Origin of the sequence: Bacillus sp. TH19, assembly GCF_016651075.1 — a bacterium.
Taxonomy (GTDB): Bacteria; Bacillota; Bacilli; order Bacillales; family Bacillaceae_G; genus Bacillus_A; species Bacillus_A mycoides.
The window spans coordinates 1,164,480-1,188,256 of sequence record NZ_JAEKEO010000007.1; the positions used below are offsets into that span (position 1 = coordinate 1,164,480).

24 protein-coding genes and 1 other annotated feature are annotated in these 23,777 nt (G+C 37.9%); of the genes, 20 read left to right on the plus strand and 4 right to left on the minus strand.

The features are described 5' to 3' along the window. Position 1: 1 nt before the first annotated feature. Positions 2 to 1,777, plus strand: a complete 1,776-nt coding sequence (gene aspS / locus JFU54_RS09765) for an aspartate--tRNA ligase (protein ID WP_201064341.1) — start codon at positions 2 to 4, stop codon at positions 1,775 to 1,777. 344 nt (positions 1,778 to 2,121) lie between these two features. Then, positions 2,122 to 2,889, plus strand: coding sequence for a tRNA threonylcarbamoyladenosine dehydratase (locus JFU54_RS09770; RefSeq protein WP_000903181.1), 768 nt, complete (start codon positions 2,122 to 2,124; stop codon positions 2,887 to 2,889). A gap of 156 nt (positions 2,890 to 3,045) precedes the next feature. Here JFU54_RS09770 and JFU54_RS09775 read toward each other — a convergent pair whose 3' ends face one another. After that, positions 3,046 to 3,687, minus strand: coding sequence for an RsfA family transcriptional regulator (locus JFU54_RS09775; RefSeq protein WP_002034101.1), 642 nt, complete (start codon positions 3,685 to 3,687; stop codon positions 3,046 to 3,048). Between the two features lie 37 nt (positions 3,688 to 3,724). After that, positions 3,725 to 5,011 carry a replication-associated recombination protein A gene (locus JFU54_RS09780; RefSeq protein WP_201064343.1) on the minus strand — a complete coding sequence of 429 codons (1,287 nt, stop codon included), beginning with the start codon at positions 5,009 to 5,011 and terminating at the stop codon, positions 3,725 to 3,727. Positions 5,012 to 5,405: 394 nt separating this feature from the next. Between JFU54_RS09780 and cymR the strand changes: the two genes are divergently transcribed. The 7 genes from cymR (at position 5,406) to JFU54_RS09815 (ending at position 11,812) form a co-directional block, all read left to right on the plus strand. Next, positions 5,406 to 5,822, plus strand: a complete 417-nt coding sequence (cymR, locus tag JFU54_RS09785; protein ID WP_000704117.1) for a cysteine metabolism transcriptional regulator CymR — start codon at positions 5,406 to 5,408, stop codon at positions 5,820 to 5,822. 35 nt (positions 5,823 to 5,857) lie between these two features. Next, positions 5,858 to 7,003, plus strand: coding sequence for a cysteine desulfurase family protein (locus tag JFU54_RS09790; RefSeq protein ID WP_002143221.1), 1,146 nt, complete (start codon positions 5,858 to 5,860; stop codon positions 7,001 to 7,003). A gap of 16 nt (positions 7,004 to 7,019) precedes the next feature. Then, positions 7,020 to 8,135 carry a tRNA 2-thiouridine(34) synthase MnmA gene (gene mnmA / locus JFU54_RS09795; protein WP_002088752.1) on the plus strand — a complete coding sequence of 372 codons (1,116 nt, stop codon included), beginning with the start codon at positions 7,020 to 7,022 and terminating at the stop codon, positions 8,133 to 8,135. Positions 8,136 to 8,245: 110 nt separating this feature from the next. Beyond that, positions 8,246 to 8,905, plus strand: a complete 660-nt coding sequence (locus JFU54_RS09800; protein WP_002143220.1) for a tetratricopeptide repeat protein — start codon at positions 8,246 to 8,248, stop codon at positions 8,903 to 8,905. Between the two features lie 107 nt (positions 8,906 to 9,012). Further along, positions 9,013 to 11,349: an SF1B family DNA helicase RecD2 gene (recD2, locus tag JFU54_RS09805; protein WP_201064345.1), complete on the plus strand. Its 2,337-nt coding sequence runs from the start codon at positions 9,013 to 9,015 to the stop codon at positions 11,347 to 11,349. A gap of 127 nt (positions 11,350 to 11,476) precedes the next feature. Then, positions 11,477 to 11,665, plus strand: a complete 189-nt coding sequence (locus tag JFU54_RS09810) for a hypothetical protein (protein ID WP_002015288.1) — start codon at positions 11,477 to 11,479, stop codon at positions 11,663 to 11,665. 18 nt (positions 11,666 to 11,683) lie between these two features. Beyond that, positions 11,684 to 11,812, plus strand: coding sequence for a YrzQ family protein (locus JFU54_RS09815; protein ID WP_002015286.1), 129 nt, complete (start codon positions 11,684 to 11,686; stop codon positions 11,810 to 11,812). Between the two features lie 36 nt (positions 11,813 to 11,848). On the opposite strand, the gene JFU54_RS09820 is transcribed toward JFU54_RS09815, so the two are convergent. After that, positions 11,849 to 12,061: a hypothetical protein gene (locus tag JFU54_RS09820; RefSeq protein WP_002015285.1), complete on the minus strand. Its 213-nt coding sequence runs from the start codon at positions 12,059 to 12,061 to the stop codon at positions 11,849 to 11,851. A gap of 177 nt (positions 12,062 to 12,238) precedes the next feature. Between JFU54_RS09820 and JFU54_RS09825 the strand changes: the two genes are divergently transcribed. Continuing rightward, positions 12,239 to 13,306: an AI-2E family transporter gene (locus JFU54_RS09825; protein WP_002129216.1), complete on the plus strand. Its 1,068-nt coding sequence runs from the start codon at positions 12,239 to 12,241 to the stop codon at positions 13,304 to 13,306. Between the two features lie 38 nt (positions 13,307 to 13,344). Here the strand turns inward: JFU54_RS09825 and JFU54_RS09830 are convergent, their stop codons facing one another. Then, positions 13,345 to 13,689: a PH domain-containing protein gene (locus JFU54_RS09830; RefSeq protein ID WP_002034108.1), complete on the minus strand. Its 345-nt coding sequence runs from the start codon at positions 13,687 to 13,689 to the stop codon at positions 13,345 to 13,347. A 237-nt stretch (positions 13,690 to 13,926) separates the two neighbouring features. Further along, positions 13,927 to 14,145, plus strand: a binding site (T-box leader). A gap of 41 nt (positions 14,146 to 14,186) precedes the next feature. Here JFU54_RS09830 and alaS point away from each other — a divergent pair. The 10 genes from alaS to greA all read left to right on the plus strand — a co-directional run bounded on the left by alaS (position 14,187) and on the right by greA (position 23,695). Further along, positions 14,187 to 16,829, plus strand: coding sequence for an alanine--tRNA ligase (alaS, locus tag JFU54_RS09835; RefSeq protein WP_016100592.1), 2,643 nt, complete (start codon positions 14,187 to 14,189; stop codon positions 16,827 to 16,829). Positions 16,830 to 16,907: 78 nt separating this feature from the next. Beyond that, positions 16,908 to 17,174 (plus strand): IreB family regulatory phosphoprotein, encoded by a 267-nt coding sequence (locus tag JFU54_RS09840; protein ID WP_000348591.1) that lies wholly within the window; start codon positions 16,908 to 16,910, stop codon positions 17,172 to 17,174. Positions 17,175 to 17,177: 3 nt separating this feature from the next. After that, the gene (ruvX, locus tag JFU54_RS09845) at positions 17,178 to 17,591 is read left to right on the plus strand and encodes a Holliday junction resolvase RuvX (RefSeq protein WP_001221204.1); all 414 of its coding nucleotides are present in this window, start codon (positions 17,178 to 17,180) and stop codon (positions 17,589 to 17,591) included. Positions 17,592 to 17,603: 12 nt separating this feature from the next. Beyond that, positions 17,604 to 17,882: a DUF1292 domain-containing protein gene (locus JFU54_RS09850; RefSeq protein ID WP_002034112.1), complete on the plus strand. Its 279-nt coding sequence runs from the start codon at positions 17,604 to 17,606 to the stop codon at positions 17,880 to 17,882. Positions 17,883 to 18,122: 240 nt separating this feature from the next. Beyond that, positions 18,123 to 19,193: an endolytic transglycosylase MltG gene (gene mltG / locus JFU54_RS09855; protein ID WP_201064347.1), complete on the plus strand. Its 1,071-nt coding sequence runs from the start codon at positions 18,123 to 18,125 to the stop codon at positions 19,191 to 19,193. A gap of 215 nt (positions 19,194 to 19,408) precedes the next feature. After that, positions 19,409 to 20,050, plus strand: coding sequence for an O-methyltransferase (locus tag JFU54_RS09860; protein ID WP_012261742.1), 642 nt, complete (start codon positions 19,409 to 19,411; stop codon positions 20,048 to 20,050). Between the two features lie 7 nt (positions 20,051 to 20,057). Next, positions 20,058 to 20,987, plus strand: coding sequence for a peptidase U32 family protein (locus JFU54_RS09865; RefSeq protein WP_002015276.1), 930 nt, complete (start codon positions 20,058 to 20,060; stop codon positions 20,985 to 20,987). An 18-nt stretch (positions 20,988 to 21,005) separates the two neighbouring features. After that, positions 21,006 to 22,286, plus strand: coding sequence for a peptidase U32 family protein (locus JFU54_RS09870; RefSeq protein ID WP_002015275.1), 1,281 nt, complete (start codon positions 21,006 to 21,008; stop codon positions 22,284 to 22,286). A 17-nt stretch (positions 22,287 to 22,303) separates the two neighbouring features. Further along, positions 22,304 to 22,942: a uridine kinase gene (udk, locus tag JFU54_RS09875; protein WP_002015274.1), complete on the plus strand. Its 639-nt coding sequence runs from the start codon at positions 22,304 to 22,306 to the stop codon at positions 22,940 to 22,942. A 276-nt stretch (positions 22,943 to 23,218) separates the two neighbouring features. Continuing rightward, a complete protein-coding gene (gene greA, locus JFU54_RS09880; RefSeq protein ID WP_078213491.1) occupies positions 23,219 to 23,695 on the plus strand; it encodes a transcription elongation factor GreA in 477 nt (158 codons plus the stop codon). Positions 23,696 to 23,777: the final 82 nt, after the last annotated feature.

Consider the following 23,777-nt stretch of genomic DNA (forward strand, 5'->3'; position numbering starts at 1 on the left):
AGTGGCTGAAAGAACACATGCATGCGGAAAAGTAACAGTAGAAGCGGTTGGACAAACAGTTCAATTAAAAGGTTGGGTACAAAAACGCCGTGATTTAGGCGGATTAATCTTTATCGACTTACGTGACCGTACAGGTATCGTACAAGTTGTATTTAATCCAGAAACATCAAAAGAAGCGTTAGAAGTAGCAGAAACGATTCGTAGCGAATACGTATTGCACGTAGAAGGTACAGTTGTTGAACGTGGTGAAGGCGCAATTAATGATAATATGGCAACTGGTCGTATTGAAGTACAAGCATCGAAAGTAAATGTATTAAACGCAGCGAAAACAACGCCAATCATTATTGCTGATGATACAGATGCATCAGAAGATGTGCGTTTAAAATATCGTTACTTAGACTTACGTCGTCCTGCAATGTTCAACACATTCAAAATGCGTCATGACGTAACGAAAACAATTCGTAACTTCTTAGATACAGAAGAGTTCTTAGAAGTTGAAACACCAATTTTAACGAAGAGCACGCCAGAAGGAGCTCGCGACTATTTAGTACCAAGCCGTGTGCATGATGGTGAATTTTATGCATTACCTCAATCTCCGCAGCTATTTAAACAGCTTCTTATGGTCGGTGGATTTGAGCGTTACTATCAAGTAGCACGTTGTTTCCGTGACGAAGATTTACGTGCGGACCGTCAACCGGAATTCACGCAAATTGATATCGAGGCATCATTCTTAACACAAGATGAAATTTTAGAAATGATGGAGCGTATGATGACGAAAGTCATGAAGGATGCAAAAGGTGTAGAAGTTAGTGCACCATTCCCTCGTATGAAATATGCTGATGCAATGGCTCGCTTTGGTTCTGATAAGCCGGATACACGCTTTGAAATGGAACTAAAAGACCTATCTGAATTTGCAGTAGGTTGTGGATTTAAAGTATTTACAAGTGCTGTAGAAAACGGCGGACAAGTAAAAGCGATTAACGCAAAAGGTGCAGCGAGCAAATACTCTCGTAAAGACATCGATGCATTAACTGAATTCGCCAAAGTATACGGTGCAAAAGGTCTAGCTTGGCTTAAAGTTGAAGAAGACGGCTTAAAAGGACCGATTGCGAAATTCTTCGGTGAAGAAGAGGCAAACGTGTTAATGAGTACATTAGAAGCGGATGCTGGTGACTTATTACTATTCGTAGCAGATAAGAAAAGTGTTGTTGCAGATAGCTTAGGTGCACTTCGTTTACGTCTAGGTAAAGAACTTGAGTTAATTGACGAAAGTAAATTTAACTTCCTATGGGTAACTGATTGGCCACTTCTTGAGTACGATGAAGATGCAGATCGTTACTTCGCAGCTCACCACCCATTCACAATGCCATTCCGTGAAGACGTTGAGTTAGTAGAAACAGCACCAGAAAAAGCACGTGCACAAGCATATGACCTTGTATTAAACGGTTATGAGCTTGGTGGTGGATCACTTCGTATTTACGAGCGTGACGTACAAGAAAAAATGTTCAAAGCACTTGGATTCTCACAAGAAGAAGCACAAGAACAATTCGGATTCTTATTAGAAGCATTCGAATACGGTACACCACCACACGGCGGAATCGCATTAGGTTTAGACCGTCTTGTTATGTTACTTGCAGGTCGTACGAACCTTCGTGATACAATTGCATTCCCGAAAACAGCAAGCGCAAGCTGCTTATTAACAGAAGCGCCAAGCCCAGTTGCAGAAGCTCAGCTTGAAGAGCTAAGCTTAAAATTGAGCTTGAAAGAAGAGAAGTAAGAATAGAGTCTAGATGGTTATACTATAGCCGTCTAGGCTTTTTTTGAGGGGAAGTTTAAAAAGTCCGGTTCAGATAACTGTCGCATCTCATTGTTACGTATGCTAGTCCGGTGCTCGAGTAGTACTCCTACACTGCGCTCCTCCTAGCATACGTGTCTCAATCTGCTAGGTTCTCTAAGTCCTCCTTTTTAAACGTATACGTAAGAAAAAAGTCCGGTTTTACATTATGTTTTCCTTGTTTGAAATACGTATTTTTAGGAATTATATAACTTTTTCTATACAAATAGTCGGAAAAACGCTAGAATACATGGTAGACCATTTTTGTAATAGGAGTGTAGAGCTGAATGTTACATCAATTTTCACGTAATGAATTAGCCTTTGGAAAAGAAGGCCTTGAAATATTAAAAAATAGTACAGTCGGTATTTTAGGTATTGGCGGCGTAGGATCATTTTCGGCAGAAGCGTTAGCACGTTCTGGCGTAGGACGTCTCGTATTAGTTGACAAAGATGTTGTAGATATTACAAACGTAAACCGTCAAATTCACGCGTTAGTATCTACTGTAGGACGTTCAAAAGTAGAATTAATGAAAGAGCGTATTGCAGATATTAATCCAGAGTGTGAAGTAATTGGACTAGAGATGTTTTATACAGATGAAACATATGAAGAGTTCTTTAAACACGGTTTAGATTTCGTAGTAGATGCATCTGATACGATTACGTTCAAAATTCATTTAATTAAACAATGTTTACGTCGTAAAATCAAAATTATCTCATGTATGGGTGCGGCAAATAAAATGGACCCAACTCGTTTCCGTATTGCGGACATTTCTAAAACACATACAGATCCAATTGCGAAAGTAATTCGTACGAAGCTTCGTAAAGATGGTATTAAAAAAGGTGTAAAAGTTGTCTTCTCTGACGAAAACCCAATCGTAATTCGTGAAGAAGTACGTAAAGAAATCGTACCAGACGAAAATGCAAAAATTCGTAAAGCGAAATTACCACCTTCTTCAAATGCGTTCGTACCATCTGTGGCTGGTTTAATTATGGCAAGTCACGTTGTACGTGAGCGTATTAAAAACGTAGAAGTCAAGCGTGTAGGGCAAGAATAAAAAGGAAGCATATATCGTTTAGGATATATGCTTTTTGTATGTTTTAAAGAAATATCGATGTCGAATCGTTAATATAATTTCATTTACTGTGGTGCTTTTTCACTAAGAGAAAATAAACAGGGATGTCACTTAGTTGAAAAAGTGGCATCCCTGTTTTTAGTTTTCTGCAGAATATATAATATCTAAATTTCCATTTTGATCGGTTTTGAAAATCGGAGCAATTTGCTCTTCTTGTTCTTCGACCGAAACAAGTTTTCGAGCACGATCCATAATTCTAACAAGCATTGCATAATCTTCTTCGATTGCTTGTTGTTTTTTTGTGAGAACAGCTAATTTTGCTTCAAGTTCATTATTCATTTTTTGCAGGGAAGTGAGCTGATCTTGTAATACGTCATTTTCAGTTTGTAACTTTGCAAGTGATGGGTTATTGTGCTCCAAGTTTTGCAAAAATGAGATGACATTTTGCATTGTAAGATCTTGTTTATTTGGGACAATATCTTCTGAAAACTCGGCATCGATTACGAGCTGCCGAGTTTGTGTGAACTGCTCTTTTTCTATTTTAGCTTCCGAACGCTTTAATTCTTTACGTTGTTTTTTTGCGATTTGCACCGCATCTTCATAATATGGTCTTACTTCAGCATTCCATCTAAAGCCACAAGCTGCTGAAGTTCGGTTTAATGTATCACCAACTTCATCGAATGCTTTTATTTGTGTACTTCCGCTGCGAATATGTCGTAAAACAGTTTCTGCTAAAAGGAGATCGTCTTCTTTTGTCCATGCATCTTGACGTGTTTTCATAAGCGAACCCTCCGTAATGGTGACGTTTTCGCTTATATTACCCTTTATTCTTCGTTTTATGCGAACTTTGTAATCTTTCATAAACAGTAGAAAGTGCTTGTTCAAATTTTCCTGACGTTTTCGGTTTATAATATTGCTTGTTTTTAATTTTATCAGGTAAGTATTGTTGTTGTACCCAGCCATTTGGGTGATCGTGTGGATATAAGTATCCGATGCCTCTTCCTAACGATTCGGCTCCTTTATAATGACTATCTTTTAAATGACTTGGAATATCGCCTGTTTGGCCATTACGTAAATCGTGTAGTGCAGCATCGAGTGCTTTATAGGCCGAGTTTGATTTCGGTGATAGACAAAGTTCAATAACAGCATTTGCAAGTGGTATGCGTGCCTCTGGGAAGCCGACCCGTTCAGCGGATTCAATCGCTGCAAGTGTACGTTGTCCAGCTTGTGGGCTAGCAAGTCCGATATCTTCATATGCCATAATAAGCAGACGTCTACCGATGCTTTGTAAGTCACCAGCTTCAATAAGACGTGCTAAATAATGAAGTGCGGCGTTCACATCACTTCCGCGTACTGATTTTTGAAAAGCAGATAAAACGTCATAGTGAGCATCGCCACCTTTGTCGTGAACGAAACTCTTTTTCTGTAAGCATTCTTCTGCGATTTCAAGTGTAATTTCCGCGGCTTTGTCGTCAGTTGTAAAGCTAGATAAAACAGCTAGTTCAAGTGCATTATAAGCTGAGCGCATATCTCCGCCTGATGCATTTGCAAAGTGATGTAATGCTTCATCCGTAACAGTTACATCATATTCCCCAAGCCCTTTTTCTTTATCTTCAAGCGCTCGTTTTAAGCCAATTAAAATATCATCTTCTGTTAATGCGTGTAATTCGAAGATTTGACAACGACTTCGAATAGCAGAATTAATAGCATGGAACGGATTGCTTGTCGTTGCACCAATTAAAGTAAGAAGTCCGCTTTCTAAATGGGGTAATAGAAAGTCTTGCTTCGCTTTATCTAGCCTATGAACTTCATCCAAAATTAAAACGAGGTGCCGATGCATCTTCGCTTCTTGTACGACAACTTCCATATCTTTTTTATTATGAGTAACAGCGTTTAAGAGGCGAAACAGGGTTCCAGTACTTCCTGCAATTGCGCTGGCGATTGATGTTTTTCCTGTGCCTGGAGGACCGTATAAAATCATTGATTGAAAATGATTTGCTTGGACCATTCGCCATAAAATCTTGCCTTCACCAACTAAATGCTGTTGTCCGATAATTTCTTGAATATTTGTAGGGCGCATTCGATGTGCGAGTGGTTGTTTCATTTGACCCTCTCCCTTAATGTATAATCTCATTCTATCGTATCATTTTTTTTGATGAAATTTGAAATAGGATGCTGTTTTGTGGGGAAGATGAATATGAATATTCCTATTTTTCTTTCAATTGTAATAATTTCCGAGTTTTTCAATGTGATTTTATGTTATCATTTTGATACACAAGTTGAAATTTCTTATAATACTATATTATGCTATAATTTCATAGGATTTTAAATTGTGTTCTTTTATAAAGTGAAACTTTAATCAGTGGGGGTTTTGTTCATCCCCCACCTAACTTCTTTGCTCCAGCCGAATTTTGAGGTGGGAGTTTTACTGCCCGCAAATAGCGGGATAAATAAGATATAACCAATAGAAGTGAAAATTTGAAATGAGGTGCAAATAGATGAAGATCTCAACGAAAGGCCGCTACGGCTTAACAATTATGATCGACCTTGCAAAAAAGTTTGGTGAAGGCCCAATTTCATTAAAATCAATTGCGCAGGCGCATGACCTATCTGAGCATTACTTAGAGCAATTAATTTCACCACTTCGTAACGCTCGTCTTGTAAAGAGTACGCGCGGGGCATATGGTGGATATGTATTATCTGATCAGCCAGTCAACATTACAGCTGGAGATGTAATCCGTGTACTAGAGGGTCCAATTAGTGTTGTAGAAATGATAGAAGAAGAAGAACCAGCACAACGCCAATTATGGATGCGTGTTCGTGATGCGGTGCAAGAAGTATTAGATAGTACAACTTTAGAAGATTTAGTACGTTATGAGGAAGAAAATCACGGGGGCTATATGTTTTACATTTAATTCCTTGTGAAACGATTTGGAAAGAAGGAGATTTAATGGAACGCATTTACTTAGATCATGCTGCGACATCTCCGACTCACCCAGAAGTGGTCGAAAAGATGATTCCATATATGACAGAAACATTTGGAAACCCGTCTAGTATTCATTTTTATGGGCGTCAAACGCGCCATGCGGTAGATGAGGCGAGACGTGTGTGTGCACGTAGCATTCACGCGAGTCCAAATGAAATTATATTCACGAGCGGTGGTACAGAAGCTGATAATTTAGCACTTATAGGTGTAGCGCGCGCGAATCGTCATAAAGGTAACCATATTATTACAACGCAAATTGAACATCATGCGATTTTGCATACGTGTGAATTGTTAGAGCGTGAAGGATTTGAAGTGACGTATTTACCTGTTGATGAAACAGGGCGTGTTCAAGTTTCTGACATACAAAAGGCATTAACGGAAGAGACGATTCTTGTATCTATTATGTTCGGGAATAATGAAGTAGGGACAATACAACCAATTGTGGAAATAGGTAAGTTGTTAAAAGAGCATCAAGCTTATTTCCACACAGATGCTGTACAAGCTTACGGTTTAATAGAAATAGATGTGAAAGAGTTTGGTATTGATTTATTATCGATTTCCGCTCACAAAATTAACGGCCCAAAAGGTGTAGGGTTCCTATATGCTGGTGCAAATGTGAAATTTGAACCGTTATTAATAGGCGGAGAGCAAGAAAGAAAACGTCGTGCTGGTACTGAAAATATACCTAGTATTGTTGGACTTCAACATGCAGTTTCGCTAGCTGAAAAAACTCGTGAGCAAAAAAATGCCCAATATGAAGAGTTTAAAGATATAATGGTATCTGTCTTCAAAAATGAGGACATTCATTTCGAGGTAAACGGAGACTTGGAATATCGCTTACCACATGTGTTTAATATAAGTTTTACAGGAATGAATATTGAACCGTTTCTTGTAAACCTAGACTTAGCTGGTATTGCAGTATCAAGTGGTTCTGCTTGTACAGCTGGTTCGATTGATCCATCACATGTATTAGTGGCGATGTTCGGAAAAGACTCCGATCAAATACGTTCATCCGTACGCTTTAGTTTCGGACTTGGAAATACGAAAGAGCAAATTGAAAAAGCGGCGTACGAAACAGTGAAAATCGTGAAGCGATTAACACAAAATTAGCATGGGAGGTGACATGATGAACAAACTACCTCAAGAAACACGCGTTGTCATCGGGATGTCCGGTGGCGTCGATTCATCTGTAGCAGCTCTTTTATTAAAAGAGCAGGGGTATGATGTAATCGGAATTTTTATGAAAAACTGGGATGATACAGATGCAAATGGTGTCTGCACAGCAACAGAAGATTACAATGATGTAATTGAAGTGTGTAACCAAATCGGCATTCCGTATTATGCAGTAAACTTTGAAAAACAATACTGGGATAAAGTATTTACGTACTTTTTAGATGAGTACCGAGCTGGTCGTACACCAAACCCAGATGTAATGTGTAACAAAGAAATTAAATTTAAAGCATTTTTAGAGCATGCAATTGCACTTGGTGCTGATTATGTAGCAACAGGTCATTATGCACGCGTTGCTTATATGGACGGCGAATATAAAATGCTTCGCGGCGTTGATGACAATAAAGATCAAACATATTTCTTAAATCAATTAAGCCAAGAGCAACTATCAAAAACAATGTTCCCATTAGGTGAATTAAAGAAACCACAAATTCGCGAAATGGCGACAGAAGCTGGTTTAGCGACAGCGGCGAAGAAAGATAGTACTGGTATTTGCTTCATCGGTGAGCGTAACTTTAAAGATTTCTTAAGTAACTATTTACCGGCGCAACCAGGTGTGATGCAAACATTATCTGGTGAAGTGAAAGGGAAACATGATGGTTTAATGTATTATACAATTGGACAACGTCATGGCCTTGGTATTGGTGGTAATGGTGATCCGTGGTTTGCTGTTGGAAAAAACTTGAAAGAAAACATTTTATATGTTGATCAAGGATTCCATAACGAACTTCTATATGGTGATGAAGTTATTGCTACGAATGTAGGCTGGGTAAGTAATAAAGCGAAGGAAAAAGAATTTACGTGTACAGCGAAATTCCGTTATCGTCAAGCAGACAATAAAGTAACGGTTCAAATCGTTGATGAAAATACAGTTCGTATTCTTTGTGATGAGCCAATTCGTGCGATTACGCCAGGCCAAGCAGTTGTTTTCTATGATGGAGATGAGTGCTTAGGCGGCGCTACAATTGATGAAGTATATCATAGTGGTAAGAAATTAGATTATTTAGGATAACACGAGAAGCCTCTGCCGATTAGCGGTTAGAGGTTTCTTTTACATAAAGCGAATTTTCGTTCGCTTGGAAAATACATTCTTTGTTATAATTTGTTGTAGAGGTGAAGGATATGTCAAACAAACTTGAAACAGGTATTAAATATATGCAAGAAGGAAACTGGGAAGAAGCAGCTAAAAATTTCACAGAAGCAATCGAAGAAAATCCGAAAGATGCGCTTGGATACATTAACTTTGCGAATTTATTAGATGTATTAGGTGATAGTGAGCGAGCAATTGTATTTTATAAACGTGCATTAGAATTAGATGGTAAATCTGCTGCTGCTTATTATGGCTTAGGAAATGTATATTACGGTCAAGAGCAATTTGCAGAGGCGAAGGCTGTATTTGAACAAGCGATGCAAGTGGGATTACAATCAGCTGACGTAACATTTATGTTAGGTATCACACATGTGCAACTTGGAAATGATCGTCTTGCACTTCCATTTTTACAAAGAGCAACGGAATTAGATGAAGGCGATGTAGAAGCTGTTTTCCAATGCGGACTTTGCTTCGCACGACTAGAACATATTCAAGAGGCAAAACCTTATTTTGAAAAGGTGTTAGAAATGGATGAAGAGCATGCAGATGCGTATTATAATTTAGGTGTTGCGTACGTATTCGAGGAGAATAACGAGAAAGCTCTTACTTTATTTAAGAAAGCGACTGAAATTCAAGCAGACCACTTTTTAGCTGGTAATGGTATTCGTTTATTAGAGCAAGAAGCTGAATAAAGTGAAATTATAGTTTAATGCGCAGTTACCCCTCATCTAAAGATTGTGAAAGAGGTGGGGGATGTACTGCTCATTAAAGTGAAAAGAACTCGGAAAGGAGAGGAAATATGGGAAATCAACATGCAATGGATTTGTTTGAGGAAGAAAAAAGATTTATAAAAGCGCAAGTTCTTCATACCATTTTCCACAACGAAGAAAACCTCTATTCCGTTGTCAGTATGAAAGTCATTGAAACGAATGAAACATACGACGAAAAAAAAGTAATGATAAACGGTCATTTTCCCCGTATGCATGAAGATGAAGTGTTTACATTAACAGGTCATTTTAAAGACCACCCAAAGTATGGAAAACAATATTTAGTTGAAACGTTTAAAAAAGAACTGCCACAAACAAAAGCAGGTATGGTGCAATATTTAGCGAGCGATTTATTTAAAGGGATTGGAAAGCGTACAGCTGAAAAAATCGTGGACCATCTTGGTGAGCATGCGATTTCTAAAATTATGGATGATCCGGATGCGTTAAGTGGTGTTGTAAACAAGCAAAAAGCGCAGGAAATATATGAGACGATTATTGAGCATCAAGGGCTCGAGAAAGTGATGAGTTTTTTAAATGGTTACGGTTTTGGAACAAAACTTTCTATTAAAATTTATCAGCAATATAAAGAGATGACATTAGAAGTGATTCGTAATAATCCGTATAAACTTATTGAAGAAGTGGACGGAATTGGATTTGGAAGAGCAGATGATATAGGGCGTGCAATCGGAATAACGGGCAATCACGACGACCGTGTACGTGCAGGGTGTTTTTATACGTTAGAGAATATTTCATTACAACTCGGTCACGTGTATATGGAAAAAGGTCAGCTTGTAAGAGAAACGATGTCACTTTTAAATAATCAAGAAGGTAGAGTGACTGAGGAAGATATTGTAGGCTGCGTTGAAATGATGCAAAGCGAAGGGAAAGTCATTATAGAAGAAGAGCGAGTGTATTTAGCTTCTTTATTCTATTCTGAGAAAGGCGTTGTAAAGTCAATTCGTCGTCTTATGAATCAAGAAGAAACCCCTGCATTCCCTGAAGCAGAAGTGTTAAAAACGTTAGGAGAAATTGAAGAACAGCTAAAGGTACAGTATGCGCCGCTTCAGCAAGAAGCAGTTCAAACTGCACTTCATAAGCCGATGATGTTGTTAACAGGTGGACCAGGGACGGGGAAAACAACAGTTATTAAAGGAATTGTTGAAATGTATGCGTCACTTCACGGAGTATCATTAAATCCGAATGAATATAGTGATGATAATCCATTTCCAATATTATTAACGGCCCCAACTGGAAGAGCGGCGAAGCGCATGAGTGAATCGACAGGACTTCCAGCTTGCACAATTCATCGTCTGCTTGGATGGACGCCAGAAGGATCTTTTCAGCGCAATGAAACAGACCCTGTACAAGGGAAGCTCCTTATTATTGATGAGTTTTCGATGGTAGATATTTGGCTTGCAAATCAGCTATTCAAGTCACTTCCGACAAATATTCAAGTTATCGTTGTAGGTGATGAAGATCAGTTGCCATCTGTAGGACCTGGACAAGTGTTAAAAGATTTATTGAATGCAGGTGCGGTTCCAACGGTCAAGCTTACAGAAATTTATCGTCAAGCGGAAGGGTCATCTGTTATTCAACTTGCCCATGCGATAAAGGACGGAACACTTCCACCAGATTTAGCGCAAAATAAAAAAGATCGTTCATTTATCAGCTGTGCAGGTGCTCAAATTGTTGAAGTTGTAAAAAAAGTATGTGAAAACGCGAAGACGAAAGGGTTTAGCGCAAGAGATGTACAAGTGTTGGCACCTATGTACCGCGGACCGGCAGGTATTAATGTGTTAAATGAAGCTCTTCAAGAAGTGTTCAATCCGAAAAAAGAAAAAAGTAAAGAAATTGCCTACGGTGACGTTGTATACCGCAGAGGTGATAAAGTACTTCAATTAGTCAATCAGCCGGAAAGCCAAGTATTTAATGGTGATATCGGAGAAATCGTTTCGGTGTTTTATGCGAAAGAAAACGTTGAGCAACAAGATATGATTATCGTTTCATTTGATGGGATTGAAGTAACGTATACAAAGCCAGATTTAAATCAAATTACACATGCATATTGCTGCTCGATTCATAAATCACAAGGTAGTGAATTTCCGATTGTTATTATGCCGATTGTAAAAAGCTATAACCGTATGTTACGTCGTAATTTAATTTACACGGGTATTACAAGGAGTAAGAAATTCCTTATTATTTGCGGGGAGGAAGCAGCGTTTCAATCCGGTGTAAATCGCCTTGATGATGCAATGCGTCAAACGACTTTAGCTGGCCGATTGCAAGAATCACAAGGAGAAGTGCAGATGGTGACAGTTAATGGTGAAGAAATGGACGTGGAAAACATTTCACCGTATGATTTCATGTAACAAGGTGAAATTATATAGTGAACCTTTCAAACGTATAACGTTGAAAGGTTCTAGCAATGTATAAATGAATGCAGTTTGGACATAATGGCGAATAGAATCTGGGAGACTGTAAGGAGATGAAAGCCATATGTTCAGTTGTCCAAATTGCAAAGGGAAAGACATCGGAAAAATAGGTGTCAACCAATTTTATTGCTGGAATTGTTATATCGAATTATCGGTTTCAAAGGGGAAAATCCATACACATCAAGTAGAGGAAGATGGTTCATTAAGCTCTCTTGATGATTTATTTGATGATAATGAAAGAACGATCGGATAACGAAAAGGGGGATTTACTTTGAATCTACGCAATTCATTAATCGCATTAGGTGTTGGAGCTGCAGCGTATCAATATGCTCGCAAACAAGATGTATTCTCAAAACGCAATGTGAAAAAAGCACGTAAGATGATTAAGTCTTATTTATAAGGCGTAAAAAACTCCCTTTATGATAAGGGAGTTTTTTTATGCGCTTGTATGCAAATATAAAAGTCCGATTTCAGAGAAGAGATAAGATAAACCGTAGCATCCAACGCCAAGCATTCCATAATGCCATAAGTGCTTAGCTCTTTCCTTTCGTGAGGAACGAATAAAGAAGCCTTTCCAAATACCAAACCCGATACAAATCCATTCAAGAAGCATAAAAAGTGCGGATAATGCAAGCATAAATAAGATCATTATGAGCCCTCCTGATTATATTTTGACATTTTGTATTTTCAAGGGGTGGTTGTCCTTATTATGTTAAATATATGTACGTCTTTAAAAAACAGTATGGTCTGTATAAAAAGATTTTAAAACTTTTGCACATAACCTAACCTATTTATTTTCAAAATAAAGATGGAGGAGGTTTTTCGTGTGAAGAATCTTAAAATCATTTGGATATATCGTTTAGGATTATTGTTACTCGTTTTTCTTTGTTTGCTCGTCTTTTTAAAAATCAAGCCACTATGGGCACCGATTATTTTTGTATTTAAAGTGGCGATCACACCGTTCTTTATTGCTTGTTTTATTGCTTATTTATTACACCCTTTAATTGAAAAAATCCATAAGGAAGGAATGCCACGCACACTTGCTATTTTGCTCATTTATATTCTTTTCTTTGGCGGAATTGGCTATGGAATTTATAAAGGAACGCCAGTTGTTATTAAACAGTTACAAGAAATTAATGAACAATTTCCGCAGTTTACAAAAATGTACGATTCTTGGATGGATGGAGTTACAGAACAAACAGCGAATTTCCCATCATTTATTCATGAAAAGGTGAAACAAATTTTTGGTGGTGTAGAAACGAAGATTCAAGCGCTTTTAAATAAAGTCATGAGCACAGCTCGTGGTGTACTGGATTCGTTACTCATTATTTTCTTAATTCCGTTCATTGTATTTTACATATTAAAAGATTACGGTGAGTTTTATCATATATTTTGGAAATTAGTCCCGAGTAAGTGGCGTAGTACGGGGCAAATGCTTGCGAAAGAAATTGATAAATCACTCGGAAGTTATATTCGAGGGCAGTTATTTGTTTGCTTAGTATTAGGGGGAGTATCTGTTCTTTCTTTTTGGTTTATCGGTATGAAATATCCATTGCTGCTCGGCATTATTATTGGGGTAACGGATATAATCCCGTACTTTGGTCCTATTTTAGGGGCGATTCCGACGTTGATGATTGCGGCAACGGTATCAACGAGTTTACTCATTAAGGCGGGGATTACAATTGCTATTTTGCAATTTTTGGAAAGTAACATTTTATCGCCTTACATCGTTGGTAAGTCGCTTCGTATGCATCCTGTGATCATTATGTTTGCATTACTAGTAGGGGGAGAAGTTGCGGGGATTGTAGGATTACTAATATCGGTTCCTATTTTAGCGGTCATTCGGACAGTGGTCGTTCATGTGAGACCTCTTTGGAAAAAAGAAGATGTGTAATATGATAGCCCTCTACTTATAAAAGTAGAGGGCTATCATTATTTAGAGAGTTGCTCGTGTATTTGTTGAACGAGAGAGCTTACATCATTTGTTTGAATATGTTTTATTTTTTTCCATTCATTATCGTACATAAATATAATTTGATTGCTGAAAAGACGCTTTTGCTCTTGTAGATTAGAAATGTTTGCAAAAGAGTACTCTTCAAATATTGGGTTCTTACTTACATCTGGTCCATAAAAGAAGAGCCGTTTGTTCGTTAAAATTAACAGTCCTGGTCTTGCGACGGAACGATATATAAATATATTTAATGAGCATGCTGCATAAAAAAGGATTTTTTCATCAGTTGTTAACATTTCTTTAGCTTGATTCAATAAGGTTGTCATTGTAATCGCTCCTTTATTGTTAATAATTTAATTATAACAAATAATGTAATATTTAGAAATTTGCATAAAGTATTTTTTGAGAGAAGATTCCTATTTAGTAATAAATGCATAATATATTTAAAGGCTGTTAAGAATGAATAGTAGAATAACTATGATTAATAAGCAATTGATACAATATAAATGATTATCTACATTGACAAACTTAAGAGAATTCTATTATATTTAGTCATATAATACATTAAATCAATGACGGAACAAGTACGTTACAGTCCATTTATAGAGAGAAGCTTCCAATGGCTGAAAGAAGCTTTAAATGAAGGGTAACAGAAAGCTAATCCTGAGAGCAGCTAACCACTGCCGTCTTGCCACGTTACGGCACCATGAGGTGATGAATTGATTGTTATAATAATCAATTCATAATTAGGGTGGTATCGCGAGTTAACTCTCGTCCCTTTTATTAGGGGCGGGAGTTTTTTATATTTAAGGAGGAAAATACAATGAAACAACTAACAGGCGCACAAATTCGTCAAATGTTTTTAGACTTTTTCCAAGAAAAAGGACATGCAGTAGAACCAAGTGCATCACTAGTTCCTCATGAAGATCCATCTCTGTTATGGATTAATAGTGGTGTAGCGACATTAAAGAAATATTTTGATGGTCGTGTAATCCCACAAAATCCACGTATTACAAATGCACAAAAATCAATTCGTACAAACGATATTGAAAACGTTGGGAAAACGGCTCGTCACCATACATTCTTTGAAATGTTAGGGAACTTCTCAATCGGTGATTACTTCAAAGAAGAAGCAATTACTTGGGCTTGGGAATTTCTAACGAGCGACAAATGGATCGGATTCGATAAAGAATTACTATCTGTTACAATTCATCCGGAAGATGAAGAAGCATTCACAATTTGGAATGAGAAAATGGGTGTTCCAAAAGAACGCATCATCCGTTTAGAAGAAAACTTCTGGGATATCGGTGAAGGACCAAGTGGACCGAATACAGAAATTTTCTATGACCGCGGTGAATCTTACGGTAATGACTTTAGTGACCCAGAATTATATCCGGGCGGAGAAAACGAGCGTTACTTAGAGGTATGGAACCTTGTATTCTCTCAATTTAACCATAATCCAGACGGTTCATATACGCCACTTCCTAAGAAAAACATCGATACAGGAATGGGTCTAGAGCGTATGACATCTATCGTTCAAGATGTACCTACAAACTTTGATACAGACCTATTCATGCCGATGATTGGTGCAACAGAATCAATTTCTGGTGAGAAATATCGTAATGGTGATTTAGAAAAAGATATGGCGTTTAAAGTAATTGCTGACCATATCCGTACAGTAACATTCGCTGTTGGTGACGGTGCTCTTCCATCTAACGAAGGCCGTGGTTATGTATTACGTCGTTTATTACGCCGTGCTGTTCGTTATTCTAAGAAATTAAACATCAACCGTCCGTTCATGTTTGAATTAGTACCGGTTGTTGGAGAAGTAATGAAAGACTTCTATCCAGAAGTACTTGAAAAGAAAGATTTCATCGCAAAAGTTGTGAAGAATGAAGAAGAGCGTTTCCATGAAACACTTCATGATGGTGAATCAATTTTAGCTGAAGTAATTGCAAAAGCGAAAGAAGAAAAAACAACTGTTATTTCTGGCGTAGATGCGTTCCGCCTATACGACACGTACGGTTTCCCAATTGAATTAACAGAAGAATATGCAGAAGAAGCTGGTATGACAGTTGATCAAGCGGGCTTTGAAAATGAAATGGAGAAACAACGTGAGCGTGCACGTGCTGCTCGTCAAGACGTTGATTCTATGCAAGTTCAAGGCGGTGTACTTGGTGAAGTTAAAGTAGCGAGCGAATTCGTTGGTTACGGTACAGTTGCAACAGAAAGTAACGTTGTTGCACTTGTGAAAAATGGTGAGTATACAGATAGCTTACAAGCAGGTGAAGAAGGACAATTAATGCTTGATGTAACGCCATTCTACGCTGAGAGCGGTGGGCAAATTGCAGACCGTGGTTATCTTCTTGCTGACGGCGTGAAAGTTGTTGTAAAAGACGTACAAAAAGCACCAAATGGTCAAAACTTACACAAAGTTGTTGTTGAAGAGGGTACATTAACGAAAGAAGCGGCTGTAAAAGCTCTTATCGATACGAAAAACCGTAGTAGCGTTGTGAAAAACCATACAGCAACTCACTTACTACACCAAGCATTAAAAGATATACTTGGAACGCATGTTAACCAAGCGGGTTCTCTTGTAACATCTGAACGTTTACGTTTTGACTTCTCTCACTTCGGTCAAGTACAAGCTGATGAATTAGAAAAAATTGAGCGTATCGTAAACGAAAAAATTTGGGAAAGTATTGATGTTGCGATTTCTCAAAAAGCAATCGAAGAAGCGAAAGAAATGGGCGCAATGGCATTATTCGGTGAAAAATACGGTGATGTTGTACGCGTTGTACAAGTAGGCGATTACAGCTTAGAGCTTTGCGGTGGTTGTCACGTTGATAACACAGCGTCTATCGGTATTTTCAAAATCGTTGCTGAGTCTGGTATCGGTGCAGGAACTCGTCGTATTGAGGCGGTAACTGGTAAGTCTGCATACGAATTAATGAACGATCAAGTAGGTTTATTAAAAGAAGCAGCAGGAAAAATGAAAACAAATCCGAAAGATATTTTAACAAGAGTTGATGGTTTATTTGCTGAAGTAAAACAACTTCAAAAAGAAAACGAATCTCTTGCTGCGAAATTAAGCAATATCGAAGCTGGAAACTTAACTGATTCAGTAATGACAGTTGATGGCGTGAACGTATTAGCGGCAAAAGTAAATGTTGCAGATATGAACAACTTACGTACAATGATGGATGACCTTAAAAATAAATTAGAGTCTGCAGTTGTTGTATTAGCGTCTGTAAATGACGATAAAGTAAATATTTTAGCTGGCGTAACGAAAGATTTAATTAGTCAAGGTTACCATGCGGGTAAACTTGTGAAAGAAGTAGCTTCTCGTTGTGGAGGCGGCGGTGGTGGCCGTCCTGATATGGCACAAGCAGGCGGTAAAAACCCAGCGCAAGTAGAGGAAGCTTTAGCGTTTGTACAAGAGTACGTTAAATCTGTTTCAAAATAAAGAGATAGTAGTGTACAATGGTAGGGAGAGGAGAAGTTCTTCTCCCTATACTTACTACTTACAAGTGAGGTGCTTGAAATGGACGGTTTTGATAAGACAATGAAGTTTAGCATTCAAGATGAAAAACAGAGTGTCCATGTAAATGATGTACTTTTAACTGTGTATGATGCACTTCAAGAAAAAGGTTATAATCCGATTAACCAAATCGTCGGTTATTTATTAAGTGGAGATCCAGCATACATACCTCGCCATAAAGATGCACGAAGCATCGTTCGCAAGCTTGAACGTGATGAGATAATTGAAGAGCTTGTGAAGTCTTACTTGAAACATCATCGTGAGGAGTAGTTTATGCGGATATTAGGTCTAGATGTTGGTACTAAAACAGTCGGTGTTGCAATGAGCGATGAGATGGGCTGGACAGCACAAGGGCTGGAAACAATAAGGATTAACGAAGAACGAGGCCACTTTGGTTTTGACCGTATTTCTGAGTTGGTAAAACAGTACAATGTGGACAAAATAGTAGTAGGTTTACCTAAAAATATGAATGGTACAATCGGCCCTCGTGGTGAAGCGTGCCAGCAATTTGCAGAAAACCTGCGGAATCTGTTACAATTAGAAGTTGTAATGTGGGACGAGCGTTTGTCGACGATGGCAGCGGAACGTCTGCTCATTTCAGCTGATGTGAGCCGTAAGAAGCGAAAACAGGTAATCGATAAGATGGCTGCAGTCGTGATCTTACAAGGATTTTTAGATAGTAAATAAGAGGTGACCAAAATGGAAGAAAATCAAATTACAATTGTAGACGAAAAAGGAAACGAACATTTATGTGAAATTATTTTCACTTTTGATGCTGAAAAATTCGGCAAAAAATCTTACGTAGTCTTCTCTCCAATCGGTGAAGTAGACGAAGATGGAGACCAAATCTTCGATGCAATGGCATACGAGCAAAGCGAAGAAGAGGGCGGAACATTACTTTCAATTGAATCTGAAGAAGAGTGGGAAATGGTACAAGAAATGTTTAACACTCTTGCTGATGAGCAAGAAGAAGAATAGTAATGGATAAAAAGGCGAACTGTGTACACAGTTCGCCTTTTTTGTATTCATATGCAAAATGACAGATTTTTTGTCGAAACTACTTAATTGTTTATAGTATAATAAGACGGGTTGTATGAAAAAGGCTTTAAATAAGTAGCTGTCACCGATTATTTAGAAATGATTGGTTTTGCTTTATGTTTGTAGGGCATTGTATAGAGGAAGTGTATACGGTCTACAATTAAATAAGGAGGAAGAATTTTGGTAGAGAATCAAGTGAAGAAGAAGCGTAGACGCATTTTTTTAATTTCGATTATCGCACTGCTTTTAGTTTGTGGATCAGTCTATGCGTATATTTCATCTGCATTAGGGCCAGTTGATAGTGGAAATAAAAAAGAGATTGAGGTAGAGATTCCAAAGGGGTCATCTACAAGTAAAATCGGTGAGATTTTAGAAGGAAAAGGTGCTGTGAAAAGCAGTACAGTTTTTAGTTTTTATACGAAATTTAAGTCGAAAAGCTTACAAGCAGGTACATATTTATTAAATCCTTCGATGAGTGCTAACGATGTCATTGAACAAATGTCATCTGGCAACGTACATCGTCCGGCTCTTTATAAAGTGACGATTAAAGAAGGGGCGCAAGTAACTGAAATTGCTGAAGTGATTGCGGCAGAATTAAAGTGGAATAAAGATGATGTTGTGCGTCAATTAAACGATAAAGCATTTATTCAAAAAATGCAGCAAAAGTATCCGAAGCTATTAACGGATAAAATTTTTGATAGCAACATTAAATATCCACTAGAAGGATACTTATATCCAGCAACGTATTCTTTCTATAAAAAGGATACGAAATTAGAAGAAATTGTAATCCCGATGCTTGAGAAAACAAATGCAATTATTGTTCAAAATGAGGCGAAAATGAAAGCGAAGAACTGGGATGTTCATCAACTTCTCACGTTGTCTTCACTTATTGAAGAAGAGGCTACTGGCTTTACTGATCGCCAAAAAATCTCTAGTGTTTTCTATAATCGTTTAGCGAAAGGCATGCCGCTTCAAACGGATCCGACGGTATTATACGCGCTTGGAAAGCATAAACAACGTGTATTATACGAAGACTTGAAAATAAACTCACCGTACAATACGTATGTTGTGAAAGGGTTGCCAGTTGGACCGATTGCAAACTCTGGTAAACATTCAGTGGAAGCAGCGTTAGATCCTGCGCAAACAGATTATTATTATTTCTTAGCTGCACCAAGTGGTGAAGTGTATTATGCGAAAACATTAGAAGAACATAATGCATTAAAGCAAAAATACATTACGAAAAAACAGTGAAATGGGGAGGGATAGCGAAAAGGGTCGCATATCCCTCTTTTTTGTGGTAAAATATATCGGGTTAAAAACTGGCAGAAGAATCGTTTTTAATATCAAAACGGGACGTACAAGCTAAGGGTGAAACTGGCTTGTATTTTTATTGCATTCTATGTGTGAAAAGACAAAGGTTGACGCGTCATAGAGGCACTTCTCCATGTAAATAAGGAGGACCAATTATGGAGGATGCAGTTAACGAGTACCTATTATCATTTATTGATCCAAAAGATAAATTAATTCTTGAAATGGAAGAGTATGCAACTGAAAACCATGTGCCGATTATGGATCGACTTGGAATGGAATTTATGCTGCAATTTTTACGTTTAGTTGGACCGGAAAGTATTTTAGAACTTGGAACAGCAATCGGTTATTCTAGTATTCGTATGATGCAAGCTATTCCGAACTCTCGCATTGTGACAGTAGAGCGCAATCGTGAACGATATGAAAAGGCACTTGAATATATAGAATGTTCCTCGGTAACAGACCGTATTTCTGTTATTTACGGTGATGCTTTAGAAACGGGCGAACAAGTGAAAGAACATGGAACATTTGATGTTATTTTTATTGATGCAGCGAAAGGGCAGTATCGTCGCTTTTTTGACTTATACGAACCGTTATTAAATCCTGGTGGCGTTATTATTTCAGATAACGTTATGTACCATGGTCTTGTGACGACAAAAGAGAAAATTGAAAATAGACGTACCCGTGGTTTGATTCGTCGTATTAAGACGTACAATGAATGGCTTATGAATCATGAAGGATATGATACAACGATTTTCCCAATTGGCGATGGAGTGGCTGTAAGTAAAAAGAGAGGGTGACAAAAGTATGAAGAAACCTGAATTGTTAGTAACGCCTAGAGCGGTGGCGGATATTGAACCTCTTGCGAAAGCAGGGGCAGATGCAGTAATGGTTGGTGAACAAAAGTTTGGTTTACGTTTGGCAGGAGAGTTTTCACGTGAAGATGTGAAACAAGCTGTAAACATTGCACATGAAAATGGTGTGAAAGTATACGTTGCAATGAATGCGATGTTCCACAATGATAAAGTAGAAGAATTAACGGACTATGTTGCCTTTTTAAATGAGGTAAATGTAGATGCGATTGTTTTCGGAGATCCAGCGGTATTAATGGCTGTTCGTGAAGTTGCACCAAATATGCAACTTCACTGGAATACAGAAACGACAGCAACAAACTGGTTTACTTGTAACTATTGGGGGCAAAGAGGAGCGAAACGCGCTGTATTAGCTCGTGAGCTTAGCTTAGATGAAATTGCTGAATTAAAAGAAAATGCTGAAGTGGAACTTGAAGTGCAAATTCACGGTATGACTTGTATGTTCCAATCGAAGCGTTCACTAGTAGGAAACTACTTTGAGTATCAAGGGCGTAATCTCGACATCGAAAAGAAAAAGTATGAAGAGAATATGTTCTTATACGACCCAGAACGTAATAACAAATATCCAATTTATGAAGATGAAAATGGTACTCACATTATGAGTCCGAATGATATTTGTTTCATCGATGAGTTAGAGGAACTAATCGATGCTGAAGTCGATAGCTTAAAAATTGATGGTGTCCTAAAAAGTTCTGAGTACATTATTGAGGTGACGAAGAAATATCGTAAGGCGATTGATTTATGTGTAGAAGATCGTGATGCGTATTATGACGTGAAAGATGATTTATTTAAAGAGATAGAAGAAATACAACCGGTAAATCGTCCGTTAGATACAGGATTCTTCTTTAAAGAAACGGTTTACTAAACGAGGAGGGTGTAGGAAATGACTGTACAAGAAATTTCACGAGTGATCGATGGCAAACGCGTTATTGTGAAAAAACCTGAACTGTTAATCCCTGCGGGTAACTTAGAAAAATTAAAAGTAGCTATCCATTATGGGGCAGATGCTGTATATTTAGGTGGACAAGAATTTGGTCTTCGTTCTAATGCAGGTAACTTTACGCTGGAAGACATGGCAGAAGGCGTTGAATTTGCAAAGAAATATGGAGCAAAAATATACGTGACAACAAATATTTTTGCACATAATGAAAATATGGATGGGCTAGAGGAATATTTAAAAGGGATTGAAAAAGCTGGCGTAACGGGAATTATCGTTGCCGATCCGCTTATTATTGAGACATGTAAACGTGTAGCTCCTTCTGTTGAGGTGCATTTAAGTACACAACAATCACTATCCAACTGGAAAGCAGCACAGTATTGGAAAGAAGAAGGTTTACATCGTCTTGTATTAGCTCGTGAAGCAAGCTATGAAGAAATGAAAGAAATTAAAGAAAAAGTTGATGTTGAAATTGAAGCATTCGTCCATGGTGCAATGTGTATCGCGTATTCAGGGAGATGTACATTAAGTAACCATATGACAGCGCGTGACTCTAACCGTGGTGGTTGTTGTCAATCTTGCCGCTGGGATTATGATTTAGTTCAAACGGTATCACAACATAAAGATGCAAAAGAGCTTCCTCTATTCCAAGAAGAAGATGCTCACTTTGCGATGAGCCCAAAAGATTTAAATTTAATCTTATCAATTCCGAAAATGATTGAAATTGGAATTGATAGCTTAAAAGTTGAAGGACGTATGAAATCTATCCATTACGTAGCGACTGTAGCAACTGTATATCGTAAAGTAATTGATGCGTATTGTGCGGATCCGGATAACTTTGAGTTTAAACAAGAATGGTTAGATGAACTTGATAAATGTGCAAATCGTGATACAGCTCCTGCATTCTTTGAAGGGGTTCCAGGACATCAAGAGCAAATGTTTGGAAATCATAGTAAGAAAACAACGTATGATTTTGCTGGTTTAGTGTTAGATTATAATGAAGAAACGGGCATCGTAACGCTTGAGCAACGTAATCACTTCAAACCAGGACATGAAGTGGAGTTCTTTGGGCCAGAAATAGAAAACTTTACGCAGACGGTGGAGAAAATTTGGGATGAGGATGGAAACGAATTAGATGCAGCGAGACATCCGTTGCAAATCGTGAAATTCAAAGTGGATCAACCAGTGTATGTGAATAATATGATGCGCAAAAACATACTTCAATAAGAAAGAGTGGTAGTCGAATGGGGACGAATAAGCCTGTTGTAATTGGAATCGCTGGTGGTTCAGGATCAGGAAAAACAAGTGTAACGAAAGCGATTTTTGACCATTTTAAAGGTCATTCCATTTTAATCTTGGAGCAAGATTATTATTACAAAGATCAAAGCCATTTACCAATGGAAGAACGTTTAAAAACAAATTACGATCATCCGTTAGCGTTTGATAATGATTTGTTAATTGACCATTTGCAGCAGTTGCTTGCATATGAGCAAGTGGAAAAGCCTATATATGACTATACATTGCATACGCGTTCAGAAAAAATTATTCCAGTTGAGCCGAAAGATGTAATCATTTTAGAAGGAATTCTTATTTTAGAAGACCCACGTCTTTGTGAGTTAATGGATATTAAGGTGTTCGTTGATACAGATGCAGACCTTCGTATTTTACGCCGCATGCAGCGCGATATTGAAGAGCGCGGTCGTACAATGGATTCAGTTATCGACCAATACGTAAACGTTGTACGTCCAATGCATAATCAATTTATTGAGCCTTCTAAGAAATTCGCGGATATTATTATCCCTGAAGGTGGACAAAACCATGTTGCAATTGATATTATGGTTACAAAAATTGCAACAATTCTTGAACAAAAAGTAAATTTGTAATAGCATAGTAAAAGATATACGATAGGAAGGGATTTTTTCCCTTCTTATCGAATACAATGAAACATGAAACCTCACCTACCAATAGGTGAGGGCATATTTATATCAACTTTCCATACATACCTTCTTTATATAAGGAAGAATTGGAGAATAAGGGGTTGTATGTGACAACTCCACTAGTGCTACGTGTGCTAGAAACCTCCGCTATATAAGCGGAGGAGTTTTCATATGGAACTCCTCTTTTTTTCGGGGGATTGGTATATAAAAGGAGTGGAAAACATGGCAACAGAAAAAACATACCCTATGACGCAAGAGGGTAAGCAAAAACTAGAGAACGAAGTTGAACAATTAAAAACAGTAAGACGTAAAGAAGTTGTAGAGCGTATTAAGATCGCACGTAGCTTCGGAGATCTTTCAGAGAACTCTGAGTACGATGCAGCGAAAGATGAGCAAGCATTCGTAGAAGGACGTATTACACAACTTGAAAACATGATTCGTAATGCGGTTATCATTGAAGACAATGGTGAAGAGTCTACAGTTGTAACATTAGGTAAAACAGTAATATTTAAAGAGTTACCAGGTGGAGACGAAGAAGCGTACATAATCGTAGGTAGCGCAGAAGCCGATCCATTTGAAGGAAGAATTTCTAACGATTCTCCAATCGCAAAAAGCTTATTAGGTAAGCAAATTGGTGAGAAGGTAGCAATCCAAACACCAGGTGGAGAAATGCAAGTAGAGATTATCTCTGTAAAATAACGTAAAAAATCACTCGTGTAAAAACGAGTGATTTTTTATTTGTATAAAAGGTGAAACACCTCGTCTAAACTACAATAGACGA